A 13,113-nucleotide genomic window follows, 5' to 3' on the forward strand; every position below is an offset into this window, starting at 1 on the left:
CTTGATGGGTGAGTCTAAAAACTCATGTCCGCTTCAATGTTTTCTTCGTAACCCGAAAGTTTGCGCAGAACGCTTTCGCTTCCCGAGTATTTTTCTTTCAACTGCTTGAGCTGCTGATCTGTTCCCTTGCAGTACGTGTTTGCATTGCTGACGAACCGATTGATGTTGTCAGGGTCGGCCGGGTCGTACTCGGGAATATCACCGCGAAGCGAGTCACAGTTGTTTCTCTTGATTACGTAGCTGGAGACGTCGTCGGGTACAGCGCTGCGACGCTCGGCTGCGGAGGCGGTCTGCGGTTGAGTCAGCAAGACACCTGATAAACAGCATGACAAAACGCGCAGATTGACTCGGCCTCTGAGCGCTATGAAATTTGTTCGCGTATGGCGCCCGCAAGTCAGATCGCGCATGCCCCTGCCTTACACTTCTCACACTCTTCACAAAACGGCGCATTACGCTTGAGGGTATTGATCTGCGCCGGGGTCAGTACGGCGCCAGCCTTGTCGGCATCGGCCTGTTTCAGTACGCCCGGCATCAATGGCGCCGCCCCCGTGCCGCTCCCCGGCCCACCGCCGGAATTGATGTTGATCGCCGGCCCGCTCATGGTCACGCCGCCGCCATCGATCTTGATGAAGCTGCCACCCCCGACCAACGTCAGCTCAGCCCCAGCCTCCAGCACCACTTTCATCCCGCTGCTCAGGTGAATTTCCTGCCCGGCGTCGATGAATTGCCCGGTGCCGATCTTGATGTGCTGGTTCACACCGACGGTCAGGTGGTCGTTGGCGCGGGCTTCGACTTTGCGGTCTTCGTAGACGGTGTGGTGTTCTTCGGCCTTGAACTCGCTGTAGCTGTTCTTTTCCACGACGTCGTGGCGTTCGTTGCCGACGCGGATCTTCTGGTCGTGTTCGATGTTTTCGTCCCAGTCGCGCTGGGCGTGGAGGAAGATCTGTTCCTGGCCTTTCTTGTCTTCGATGCGCAGTTCGTTGAAGCCACCGCCGCCCATGGAACTCAGGGTCTTGAAAGTGGTGCGCGTCTTGTTCGCCGGCAGGGCGTACGGGACGGTGTTTTCCTTGTGGTACAGGCAGCCACTGATCAGCGGCTGGTCGGGGTCGCCTTCGAGGAAGGTCACCAGCACTTCCATGCCGATGCGCGGAATGGCGATGCCGCCGTACTGGGCGCCGGCCCAGGCGCTGGAGACGCGCAACCAGCAGCTGGTCTTGTCGTCGGCCTGGCCTTCGCGATCCCAGTGGAACTGGACTTTGACGCGGCCGTATTCGTCGCAGTGGATTTCCTGGCCTTTCGGCCCGGTGATCACGGCGCTCTGGCTGCCGAGGATGCGCGGTTTCGGGTGGCGCAGGGGCGGGCGGTTCGGCACGTCCCACGGGGTGGCCTGGAAGCGGTTGCGGTAGCCCTGATGGAAATCGTCTTTCAGCGCGGTGGTGTCGCTGGTCACCGATTCTTCCAGCACTTGCGGCTGCTTGCCTTCGTGATGGACTTCGGTGAGCAGCCACAGGTCGTTCCACTTGGCCTTCGGGTGTTCTTTCAGCGCGAGGAAATGGCCGCTGACCAGCAGCGGCTGGTCGCTCTTGCCTTCGGCGAGCTGGAAGTCGCTGCGATGGCGTTCGAGGGCGCGTTTGGCCAGGTGTTTGCCGCGCTCGCGGTCGACGAAACGGCCCGGGTAGTCGTAATCCTCGAGGTCGGGCAGGGCGTCGCCGCGGTTTTCGCTTTCGAGGGTGATCCGCGGTTTTTCGAAGTCGTAGTCGCGGCGGGTGGTGCGGCTGGTGCGGGTTTCCAGGCGCAGGTCGAAGCGCTTGATCACCGGGTCGCTGGCGACCATGCCGGAGTCCTGCTGATAGGCCACCGGTGCCAGTTTGTGGAACACCGTCTGGTCGTCGCCGAACACCAGTTTGTGCGCCGTGGCGCTGTGCTGGAAGTGGTAGTGAATGCCTTCTTCTTCGCACAGGCGCTGGATGAAATGCAGGTCCGATTCGTCGTACTGCACGCAGTAGATGCGGTCGGGGTAGATCGAACCGGTCTGGAACTCATAGGCGTTACCCTGGATGCCGTGTTCTTCGAGGACCTTGCCGATGATTTTCGGCACGCTGAGGTTCTGGAAGATCCGCTGGTTGATCCGGTGCGCGAGGTACGCCAGTTGCGGGCGCAGGGTTACGGAATAGCGCGTCAGGCGCTTGCCGGAATCGCCTTGCGCGGCGCGGTAGATCAGGCCGTGGATGCCGCTGCCGTCGGGCGACAGCTGCAAAAAGGCCGGCTTGTGCAGCAGGGTTTCGAGGTCCAGCGACGGCTGCTCACTGACCAGCTCCACCTCGAACACAAAAGGTTGGCTGATGGCTTCCCGACCGGTGAGGGTAAACACCTGAAAGTCGTTGGAAAGACCTTCGACGGTCAGGGCAAAGTGGGTTTCATTGGCCGGCGCGAACATCCCTTGTTCCTCGTGCTGTACAGCGGCGTTCGTCGACCGCTAAACGATCAACGCACGCGAAATTCTGGAGGGCGTAAACAACATCGACCAGCAGAGCTGGCCGATGCTTGAAACGATCAGCCGTAATTAAACGACTGGAGCACGCCAGTCATCGGAACCCGAAGTACCGGATACTTCGTGGGTCCAGGTGATTTTGCGGTAGGTGAACTGCACTTCTTCCAGGTGGGTGAAGTGCGAATTGCCTGGATCCTGGCAGTTGTGCATTTTGTTGTTGATGGCGACGATGATCGCGTCTTCCAGTTTGGTGGTGTAGTAGTGCTCTTGGGTGCCTTGAGCCGAAGTGCGGTACCACTGGATAACGATTTCGCTCATGCGCTCGCCAGAGGTCAGAGCGGCTTGCAGCAGTGGCGAAGCCTTGTCGTAGACCTTGGTGATCACAACTGGCTTGTGAACGCGCTGACCGGTTGGCTGACCGGATTGCGGGTCACGCGGGATGATCACGTCGTGGGTGAAAGCCTGAACCATAACCTGGTCTTCGTGGCCTTCCTGGTAGGTGTTGCCAACGGAGTCGGCGGTGAAGGCGCCGGCAGTGATCAGGCCTTGTTTTTCGCCGGTAACCGACATGTACGCTGGTGTTGCCATGGGATGCTCTCCTTGCGGATAAAGTTAGGGTGCCCGGGAGGCGAAATCGCCCGGTGGGTGCCTGACTGTTATCAAAGAGCGTGCCAAGATTTTGGAAGCCTTATAAACCAAGGGCTTGGCTTAGAGCTTCATTGAATTCGCCGAAAAAAGGCAGCGTTTCAGGCAAAAAGTGCGCAAGAAGTTGCGCAGTACTGCGCAACTTCTTGCGCACTTGGCTGGAGGCCTTGAACGGCATGGCCTACAGCGGTTTTAAGGGGTGTTTTATTACGTACAACTGCGCAACTTCTTGCGCAGTATGGCCAAACGCCGCTTCGTCGCCTTACCGAGTCAGCACGGTGAGGCATTCTTCTATCGAACGCTGTTGCGTCTCGGCATACAACTTCAATTCATCGATGGTCGAACGCCCCAAAGCTTGTTCGAACGCCTGACGATTGGAGTGCTCGCCATAGTGCGTCTGCGCCGTATCCCCCAGGTTTGACTGAAAAATCCCCGCCGCACTGACCGGCAGGAAATCTTCGTACACCAGCGGCTCGGCTTTCACGTACCCATCGCGTAACAGCGCTTGCAGCGAAACATCAGCGGGACGACTCGCCGCAAGCCCTTTGTCTGTCAGGAAATAACGGAAGTACGCCAATTCCTGCTCGCGCATGCCCTCAAGGCTGTCAGGGAATTCGCTGAAGTGCTGGGTCATCAGCGCGTTGTAGCGTGAGGCGTTGGCCTCGTTGGGGAAATCGCCCAATTCATCCCGCGCCGCATTCAGCAGGCGGTCGTACAGCGCGCGGCCCTTGGGGGTCAGTGCCGCGCCGCGTTGTTCGATTTCGCCGAACCGGGCGCTGTGGCTGCCACGGGTTTGCGTCTGGTCGGTGAAGGCGATCGGCTCGTCCAGCGCCTTGAAACTGGTTTGACGCAGGAGGATCGGATGCTGCCGGCGCGGCGGCCCTTCGATCACCGCTTTGGGCGTGATGCCATGCAACGGCATCTGAGCCTGAACGATGTCGATGTCCAGGGTGCGTGGGGTCAGGTGGTTGATGTGCGGGCCCTTGAACGCCACGACATCGGCGATCAGACGATGCTGGGCGCTGAGAGTCTGGTATTGCGCGGCGGTGACGGTGGCGCTGTGGTGCCAGCGAAAAGTCTCCAGCGCTTGCAGGACAAATTCCCCGGCTTCGGATTCATTCAGCCCGCCAGCGGATTCGGCCTGCTCGGTCAGGCGCAGCGCGGCCGGGGTGAAGATCGAACGCTGATTCAGCACCGATTGAGCGAAGGCGCGCAGCTCGGCATCTTCGATCAACTCCAGTCGCAGCAACGAAGTGAACACCCGGAACGGGCTGACCTGCAGCGCATCTTCATGCACCGCGCGGAACGCCGTGGAGTGCACAGGCACTCCGGCGGGCGTAAGGTCGTAATAACCCACGGGTTGCATGCCCATCACCGCAAACAGGCGGGCGAGGGTGGCCAGTTCAGTGGCGGTGCCAACGCGGATTGCGCCATGGCGCTCCATGTCCAGCCGTTCGATTTCGCCGGTGCTGTGCAGTTGACTGGCGATCTGAGGCTCGCGTGCCAGTACTTCGCGGTTGGTCTGTTCCACCAGTTCCATCAAGGCGCCGTACAGCGGCACTTCTTCGCGGTACATGTCGGACATCGCTTTGGAGAAGCGTTGGCGGATCAGGTCGGGGCTGACGAAAGGCTGCACGGTCATGAAAAAAATTCCTGGCACGGTCACGTAAAGGATGTGGCAAAAGATCGCAGCCTTCGCCGACGCGGGCAAACGAAGAATCCTACGAACTTCATTCTGCCAACGACTGACCGTTTACCTGTCCTGACGCGAATTCTCCCCCAGAAACTCCCGATACAAACGTGCCGTGTTCGACGGCTGTTCGACCATCGGCATATGACCGACGCCGTCCCACACATCGACCCGCAGATTGGTGATGCCCTTGCTCCACACCGGCACGCTGCTGACGTCGATCAACCGATCCTTGCGGCCCCAGAGCAACAGCCCCGGGCATTTGATGTCCGGGAGTTTCGGCTCCATCGGCGGACTGGCGCGGAAATCCCGGAAGATCTCCTCCAGTTCATCCCGGCGTTGTTCGTAGCGCTGGGCGATGGCATCCAGTACCAGCCCCGGCACCCAGGGTGGCGAAGCCATGGTCATCGCATAGAAGCGTCGGAATTCTTCCCGGGAATTGATCAGAAACGGATTGTGCCCACGGGCCAGGTGACGCTCCATGTCGCTGGGCTCCGGCGCCGTGACGCCGGCCGGGTCGATCAAGGCCACCGAAGCGATGCGATCGGGGTAGGTCGCCGCCAGCCACGCGGCGATGTAACCGCCCATGGAGTTGCCGATCACGTGGACTTTCTCGACCCCGCAGACGTCGAGCAACTGGATCATGCGCTTGGCCTGCACCGCGATGTCGTAGCCACCGCCCGCCTTGAAGCCGGTTTCGCCGTGGCCGGCCAGGTCCGGGATGATCACTCGATACTGGCTGACGAAATGCCGGGCGAAGCGCAGCCACAGGTTCTTTTCCGCGCTGTAGCCATGCAACATCAAAATGCTGCTCGACGCTTCATAGGGCCCGCCTTGCCAGGTCGACACGGTCATTTCGGCAATCGGCACTTCAATTTTGTGCAACCGGTACAGCTTGGCCTCCAGGGCCGCGCTCAGATCGTAGAGCCAGTGGCCGACCGCCGGGTAGCTCAACCAGCTCCAGGCCACGAAAACCGCGAGGGCGACAAACAGCAAGAGCATCGACGTCTTCCTTGTTCAAGACAGAATGTGGTCGGCCGGTTTCAGCGCCCGGGTCAACCGGTGATAGCTGAAACTGAAGCCCGGGAACATTGCGATCACATGACCGCTCTTGCTTTGATACCAACTGTGGCAGCCGCCGGTTTTCCAGACCGTGCGCTCCATCTCCCGATGAATCATCTGAGTGTAGGTACGTTCTGCTTCGGGGCGAACTTCGATGCTGCGTAGACCTTTGGCCTGCACGGTGCGGATGCAGTCGAGGATGTAGTTCATCTGCGATTCGATGATGAACAGCGCCGAGGTGTGACCGATGCCGGTGTTCGGCCCGGTGACGATAAACAGGTTGGGAAAGTCCGGCAGGCTGGTGCCGAGGTAGGCGCGCGGGTATTGCGCCCAGACATCGCGCAATTGCACGGCGTTTTTTCCGCTGACCGGGTAGGAAATCACGCCATCGGTGGCGTCGTAACCGGTCGACCACACGATCAGATCAACGTCGATGTGCTGGCCGTCCGTGGTGACGATGCCGGTTTCGTCGAGGCTGGCGATGCCTTGCTCGCGGCTGTGCAGCGTCACGTTAGGGCGGGTCAGCGCCGGGTAGTAAGTGCTGGAGACCAGTACCCGTTTGCAGCCGATGGTGAAGTCCGGCGTCAGTTTTCGCTGGAGTTCGGGATCCGTTACCTGGTGTTTGAGGAATTTCAGGGCCTGGTGCTGCACCATGTGAATCGCCGGTTTTGAATATTTGAAGGCGATGACCCGGGTTTCGAACTGCCAGTAGATCATCCAGCGCAACAGTTTGTAGGCCGGTTTCAGACCCAGCAGCCAGCGCTGGAAAGGCCCGAATTTGCGGTCGGGGCGGGGCAGCACCCAATGCGGCGTACGTTGAAAGACATGCAGTTGCTCAACCTGCGGCGCAATGGTCGGAATCACCTGCGCCGCACTGGCGCCGCTGCCGACGATGGCCACGCGTTTACCGCGATAGTCGTAGCTGTGATCCCAATTGTTTGTATGAAAGGTCTTGCCCTGAAAGCGATCCTGACCGGGGAAATGTGGGACGACCGGCTGGCTCAGCGGCCCGGTGGCATTGATCAGGAACTGTGCGTAAAACGTGCCTTTGGTGCCGGTGTGTACGGCCCAGCGTTTCTCGGTGTCATCCCATTCGATGCGTTCGACATTGGCTTGCAGTTCCACCCGGTCGCGCAGGCCGAAACGCTCGATCACGTGTTCGGTGTAGTGATGCAGTTCACCCTGTTCGGCGAACATCTGCGTCCAGGGGTAGGGCGCGAACGACAGGGAATACAGGGGCGACGGCACATCCACCGCCGCGCCGGGGTAAGTGTTCTGGCACCAGGTGCCGCCGAAAAAGTCCCGCCGCTCCAGCAAGCGAAAATCGTCGATGCCGGCCTTGAGCAAATTGACCGCCGCACACTGGCCGCCAAACCCGCTGCCGATGATCAACACTTGATAGGTCTGCATGGTCCTCCTTCTTAGAGTCTTTTTTCCATTTTCTTCCTTTCATGTATAGCCAATCATTCGCCTGCCGTGTGATGGAAATGGCGGGGTATTCGGCCGCTGGCCGGTGATGGCTATTTAACGTCTCCCTGTTAGACTCCGAGCACATCCTTTTGCGGTGTACTCGAGGCCCTTATGGGAAGAACGGGAGGAAAGGGACTTTCACTGGCCAGGAGGCTTTACACATCGCGAACCCTCGGGTTGGTCCTGGGGCTTCTATGCGTGAGCGTTGCGATGTACCCGCTCGATCCGCCGGCGTGGGTCTGGGCGCTGATGCTGTTCAACGGCCTGGTCTGGCCGCACCTCGCGTATCAATGGGCCCGACGGGCCAAGGTTCCGTACCACGCCGAACACCGCAACCTGCTGCTCGACGCCTTTCTCGGCGGCTTCTGGGTCGCCGCCATGCACTTCAATCCCTTGCCCAGTGCCACGACCATTTCGATGATGGCGATGAACAACGTCGCCATCGGTGGCCTGCGTTTTCTGCTGGCCGGGGCGGCGGCGCAGTTGCTTGGCGTCGGCGTCGGGCTGGTAGTGTTTGCCCCGGCCTTCATCCCCGCGACCTCGCCGGCGCAGCTCTATGCGTGCCTGCCGTTGTTGATGCTGTATCCGCTGGCGCTGGGCTGGATCTGCTTCCGCCAGGCCTACACCCTCGGCCTGCACAAACGTGAATTGCTGGCCCTGAGCCGCACCGACAGCCTGACCGGTCTGCTCAATCACGGCGCCTGGAAGGATCAACTGGACATCGAATTTGAACGCAGCAAGCGTCAGCAGACAGGCGCGGCAATTGCGCTGATCGACATCGACCACTTCAAGGCAATCAACGACACCTACGGCCATGTGGCCGGCGATATCGTCCTGCGTCAGTTGAGCAAGATGCTCAAACAGAACCTGCGTATGGCCGATGTGGCGGGGCGCTACGGCGGCGATGAATTTTGCGTGATCCTGCCGGACTTGCCGCTGTTCAACGCGGCGCAGGCGATGGAAGCGTTGCGTGAGCGCTTTTCCTTTCTGGTGTACGAACAGAACCCGGCGCTGAAAGTCAGCCTGAGCATTGGCCTGGCGGCGCTCGATCCGGCTCACGGCGATGCAACGCGCTGGCTCAATGACGCCGATGAGGCGCTCTACGAGGCCAAGGCCAGCGGGCGCAACCGGGTGATCTGCTGCAACGATGACAAGCCGCGGCGCGAGGTATTCGATTCGGTTTGAACGGATTGGGTGTCGCATCCGGGATAGAGCCTTGGGGCGATGTCAGGTACGGTTCAGTACCCGACACGAAACAAGGATTGATTCATGACGTTCAACTTCCCTCGTTCCCTGCTGGCCGCCGGTCTCGGCCTGACCCTCTCTTTCGCGGCTGTTGGCGCTTTCGCCGAACCGCACAAGCAGGTGCTGGCCGACGCCGAACAATACAAACCCGAAGCCCTGAAATTGCTGGAGCGGCTGGTCAATATCGACTCCGGTTCCGGTGATGAAAAAGGCCTCAAACAAGTCAGCGAAATCGCCATTGATGAGCTGAAAAAACTCGGCGCCACCATCGAACTGGTGCCGAACACCCCGGAAAAAACCAACCACGTGCTCGCCACGCTCAAAGGCACCGGCAAGGCGAAAATCCTGCTGATGGCGCACATGGACACGGTGTTCAAGGAAGGTTCTGCTGCCGAGCGTCCGTTCCACATCAAGGACGGCCGCGCCTACGGGCCGGGGGTGATGGACGACAAGGGCGGGATCGTCGCTGGCATCTATGCGCTGAAAATCCTGAAGAACCTCGACTTCAAGGACTACGCGCAAATCACCTTCCTGCTCGATGCCAGCGAAGAAACCGGCTCGGACGTCGCCACCGACCTGATCAAAAAAAACGCCAAACTTCACGACGTGACCCTCAACCTTGAACCGGGTCGCCCGGCGGATGGCCTGGTGGTGTGGCGCAAGGGCAGCGCCACCGCACTGGTCGAGGTCAAGGGTAAGGCTGCTCACGCCGGCGTCGCGCCGGAACTGGGGCGCAACGCGGCGATGGAAGCGGCGCATCAGATCCTGCAACTGGGCAAGCTCGGCGACGAAGCCAAGAAAACCACGATCAACTTCACTGTGCTCAAGGCCGGCGACCGCACCAACGTGATCCCGGATCAGGCCACGGCCAAGGCTGATGTTCGGGCGGCGGTGCCGGAAGAGTTCGACAGGATCGAGAAGGATCTGGCGCGGGTGTCGCAGGACAAACTGATTCCCGACACTGAGGTGAAGACTTCATTGCAGCGCGGCTTGCCGCCGATGCCGCAGACGGCGGAGTCGGATCGTTTGATGGCGATGGCCCAAGGGATTTATGGCGAAATCGGCCGCAAGTTGACCGAAGAAGGCAGCGGCGGGGCAGCGGATGCGAGCCTGTCGGCCGGGGTGGGGACGCCGACGCTGGATGGGTTCGGGATTGTTGGCGGCAACATTCATACGCCGGAGGAATACGCAGAGGTGGAGAGCGTGGCGCCGCGGATTTATCTGTTGTCGCGGATGATTATGGAGTTGGCGAAGCAGTAACGGCAGCTAGCGGTTTCGCGGCGGGCGCCATGCGAGTGGACTCGTAATGGCGTCGGGCCGCTCTGCCTCTTTGTAGCGGGGTGCGAGGTTACTCTTTGACGCTCATGTATTCCTTGGCCCAGAGGATGTATTCCTCAGGCTGGGTGTAGGTGTGGGTCAGTTCGGTGGCGCTCAGGTCCGAGGCCTGGGTGAAGATCTGACGCTGTTCGCGCAGGCTGTCGTAAGTGGCCTTGATCGCCGCGAAGTAAGCGCCGTGGCCGTCGATGGTCACGCGCACACCCAGTTCGGCCAGGCGTTTGTCGTCGCGCAGAGCGGGGTTGCCGTAGGTGACCAGCATCAACGGGACGGTCAGGTGTTCGGCGATCTGCTCGAGCTGATCGAAGTCCTGGATGCCGACCATGCAGATACCGTCGGCGCCGGCGGCCTGGTATTGGCGGGTGCGGCTGATGATTTCCTGATTCGGCAGGATGCCGGCGTTGGTCCGGGCGATGATCGCCATTTCCGAATCGACCCGCGCTTCCAGCGCTGCGCGGATCTTGCCGACGCCTTCGGCGACCGAGATCAGGTCGGTGGATTTACGGCCGAACTGGGCCGGCAGCAGGGTGTCTTCGATGGTCAGTGCGGCGACGCCGGCGCGTTCCAGTTCGACGATGGTGCGCATCACGTTCAGGGCGTTGCCGTAGCCGTGGTCGGCGTCGGCGATCACCGGCAATTGGGCGACGCGGCCGATTCGGGTGGCCTGTTCAGCGAATTCGCTGAGGGTGATCAGGGCGAAGTCCGGAGCGCCCAGAACCTGCAACGAGGCGACCGAGCCACCGAGAATCCCTACTTCAAATCCCAGGTCAGCGGCAATGCGGGCGGACATCGGATCGAACACCGATGCGGTGTGATAGCAGGTGTCGGAAGCCAGCAACTGACGGAAGTTACGGCGCAAATCTTGATGAGAAAGCCTGGTCATACGAGTTCCACCAATACAAAGGAATGGAAAGGCTTGAGCAAAGGTGTCAACGCCGAAGGTGAAAAGGCTATCACGCCAATGGGTCAAGGATCATGACGAATTAACGAGGAAGTTAACCAGGAAAAACCTGTTCAGGCTTTCTTGCTGCAGGCAGAGGCGCTCAGGCCGCCACCGCCTGCTGCTGTTGATTGGGCAGCGGCACTGCCCGCACCGAGTTGCCCGGCTGCAATTGCAGGCGTTTGGCGGTGAGACGGTCGATTACCAGAGTGCTGCCGACCCGGCGCCCCGGAGCGACGGTGATGCGGCAGTTTTCCAGACGCCGGTTGTGGATCAGCCACAGCGGCGCCTGATCGTCCGGCGCGCCAATGCTCAGGGTCAGTTCCAGGCTGTCACGCACCGTGCGGATGCCGCGGATCGGCGCCTCGATGACCGGGCCGCCGTCAAAAATGTCGATGTAGCCTTTGTGAGCGAAGCCCTCGGACTGGAGGATTTTCAGTGCCGGCTCGGTGTTTGGGTGGGCCTGACCGATCACGGCCTGGGCCTGTTCGGTGAGCAGGCAGGTGTACAGCGGTTGGCGCGGCATCAGTTCGGCGATGAATGACTTGTTGCCCAGCCCGGACAGGTGGTCGGCGTGGCTGAAGTCCATCTGAAAGAAGTGCCGGCCGAGGCTGTCCCAGAACGGCGAACAGCCTTGCTCGTCGGCACTGCCGCGCAGTTCGGCGATCATCTTCTCGCCGAACAGGTGCGGGAATTCGGCGACAAACAGCAAACGCCCCAATGACAGCAGACGCCCATTGCTGCCGTGGCGCTTGTCGTGGCGCAGGAACAGCGAGCACAGTTCCGATTGGCCGGTCAGTTCATTGTTGAGGAACAGCGTCGGGATCTGCCGCTGAATGCCCAGGTCCGGCGCCGAGCTGACAGTCAGCCCGACTCGATAGTTGTACCAAGGCTCACGCAGACCGACAGCCCCGGCCAGGGCGCTGACCCCGACCACCCGTTGCTCGTCGTCTTCAAGCACAAACAGATAATCGGCATCGGCCCGCTCGACCTGCTCGGCGAAGGCGCGTTGCGCCCAGCGTACCCGGTGGGCCAGGCGATCTTCGTTGGCGGGCAGGGTGGTGAACCCCGGCCCGGCCTGTTGCACCAGCGTCATCAACGCTGGCAGGTCGCTGACTTGGACCGGACGGACAATCATGCTGCAACTCCTTTTGCGCGCCTGCTCGGGCACTGTCGTTGGGTGAGGGCGCGGTTCACAGGGCAATCACCCGGATCTTGCTGCCAGCGCTGACATTCAGTGCTGCACAAATCGCCGGCGTAAGCGCCAAGGGCTGACCGGGCTGGTAATCCAGCTCGGCGACCACCGCCCGAAAGCCATGCAGTGCATCGTTACTCACCAGATAACGACCGCGGGCATCGATCAGTGGTTCCGTTTGAACCACGGCGGTCTGGCTCTGGGCGATCGAACGGATGTTGGCAGTGCGTGCATACAAAGTCGGGCCGGCATCGAACAGGTCGATGTAGCTGTTGGTTTCAAAACCCTCGCGCTCCAGGATGTCGAAGGCCTCCTGACCGTCCGGGTGGATGCGACCGATGCACTCTTGCGCCGCCAGCGGCAGCATCGGGACGTAGATCGGGTATTGCGGCATCAGCTCGGCGAGAAACGTACGGCTCTGCAAGCCGCACAGGCGTTCGGCCTCGACGTAGGGTAGATCGAAGAAGTGCTTGCCCAGCGCATCCCAGAACGGCGAGTTGCCTTGCTCGTCGCTGTAGCCGACGATTTCGGTGATCACCGCTTCGGCAAAACGCGTCCCGTGGGCGGCAATGAACAGCAAGCGTGCCCGCGACAGCAGTTCCGAGAACGGCGTGCGTACCAGCGCCGCGTCTATGTGAAAACCGCGCAGCAGCGTGTGGCCGCTGAGGTCGTGGCACAACGACAGTGCCGGCACGCCGTGTTCGATGTTCAGTTCCCGCGAAGCGCTGGTGAAGTGGCGGTTGCGCAGGCTGTAGAACGGTTCGTTGTGGCCGGCCGTGGCGAGAATCTCCGAGCAGCCGACCAGACGGCGGCTGTCGAGATCTTCCAGCACGAAGAAGTAATTCTCCGGGCCCTGAGCCACGGCGTCGCTGTCGAACGAGGCGCAGGACGCGGCGATTTTTTCGCTCAGGCGCTGGCTGTCGTCCGGCAGGGACGTGACGCCCACCAGGCTGTCGCGAGCCAGTTGTTGCAATTGAGGCAGGTCGTTTGGCTCGACTGGGCGTAAGACCAGCATGGATGCACTCCTGTATCAAAAGGTT

At 60.8% G+C, this 13,113-nt stretch carries 11 protein-coding genes; 2 read left to right on the plus strand and 9 right to left on the minus strand.

What is annotated here, in order from left to right; translation table 11 throughout:
* Positions 1–14: 14 nt before the first annotated feature.
* The 6 genes from AC07VV_RS00275 to AC07VV_RS00300 form a co-directional block, all read right to left on the minus strand.
* Positions 15–407 (minus strand): hypothetical protein, encoded by a 393-nt coding sequence (locus AC07VV_RS00275; RefSeq protein WP_495034779.1) that lies wholly within the window; start codon positions 405–407, stop codon positions 15–17.
* Positions 395–2,437 (minus strand): type VI secretion system Vgr family protein, encoded by a 2,043-nt coding sequence (locus tag AC07VV_RS00280; RefSeq protein WP_495034780.1) that lies wholly within the window; start codon positions 2,435–2,437, stop codon positions 395–397. Before AC07VV_RS00280 ends, AC07VV_RS00275 begins: the two co-directional genes overlap by 13 nt.
* A 126-nt stretch (positions 2,438–2,563) precedes the next feature.
* Positions 2,564–3,079 carry an Hcp family type VI secretion system effector gene (locus AC07VV_RS00285; protein WP_007918282.1) on the minus strand — a complete coding sequence of 172 codons (516 nt, stop codon included), beginning with the start codon at positions 3,077–3,079 and terminating at the stop codon, positions 2,564–2,566.
* A 319-nt stretch (positions 3,080–3,398) separates the two neighbouring features.
* The gene (hglS, locus tag AC07VV_RS00290; RefSeq protein ID WP_495034781.1) at positions 3,399–4,778 is read right to left on the minus strand and encodes a 2-oxoadipate dioxygenase/decarboxylase HglS; all 1,380 of its coding nucleotides are present in this window, start codon (positions 4,776–4,778) and stop codon (positions 3,399–3,401) included.
* 111 nt (positions 4,779–4,889) lie between these two features.
* Entirely contained in the window at positions 4,890–5,828 is a 939-nt protein-coding gene (locus AC07VV_RS00295) for an alpha/beta fold hydrolase (protein ID WP_495034782.1), read from the minus strand.
* A 15-nt stretch (positions 5,829–5,843) separates the two neighbouring features.
* On the minus strand, positions 5,844–7,298 hold the full coding sequence (locus tag AC07VV_RS00300) for a flavin-containing monooxygenase (protein WP_495034783.1): 1,455 nt from the start codon (positions 7,296–7,298) through the stop codon (positions 5,844–5,846).
* Positions 7,299–7,469: 171 nt separating this feature from the next.
* Here AC07VV_RS00300 and AC07VV_RS00305 point away from each other — a divergent pair, with 171 nt between their 5' ends.
* Both AC07VV_RS00305 and AC07VV_RS00310 read left to right on the plus strand, forming a co-directional pair.
* On the plus strand, positions 7,470–8,543 hold the full coding sequence (locus AC07VV_RS00305; protein WP_192560386.1) for a diguanylate cyclase: 1,074 nt from the start codon (positions 7,470–7,472) through the stop codon (positions 8,541–8,543).
* Positions 8,544–8,627: 84 nt separating this feature from the next.
* On the plus strand, positions 8,628–9,863 hold the full coding sequence (locus tag AC07VV_RS00310) for a M20/M25/M40 family metallo-hydrolase (protein ID WP_495034784.1): 1,236 nt from the start codon (positions 8,628–8,630) through the stop codon (positions 9,861–9,863).
* Positions 9,864–9,951: 88 nt separating this feature from the next.
* Here the strand turns inward: AC07VV_RS00310 and AC07VV_RS00315 are convergent, their stop codons facing one another.
* The 3 genes from AC07VV_RS00315 to AC07VV_RS00325 form a co-directional block, all read right to left on the minus strand.
* Positions 9,952–10,821, minus strand: a complete 870-nt coding sequence (locus tag AC07VV_RS00315) for an isocitrate lyase/PEP mutase family protein (protein ID WP_096822909.1) — start codon at positions 10,819–10,821, stop codon at positions 9,952–9,954.
* A gap of 160 nt (positions 10,822–10,981) precedes the next feature.
* Positions 10,982–12,016, minus strand: a complete 1,035-nt coding sequence (astA, locus tag AC07VV_RS00320; protein ID WP_495034785.1) for an arginine N-succinyltransferase — start codon at positions 12,014–12,016, stop codon at positions 10,982–10,984.
* Between the two features lie 55 nt (positions 12,017–12,071).
* Positions 12,072–13,088 (minus strand): arginine N-succinyltransferase, encoded by a 1,017-nt coding sequence (locus AC07VV_RS00325; RefSeq protein ID WP_495034786.1) that lies wholly within the window; start codon positions 13,086–13,088, stop codon positions 12,072–12,074.
* Positions 13,089–13,113: the final 25 nt, after the last annotated feature.

This window comes from Pseudomonas sp. GW821-FHT02C04 (assembly GCF_059421845.1).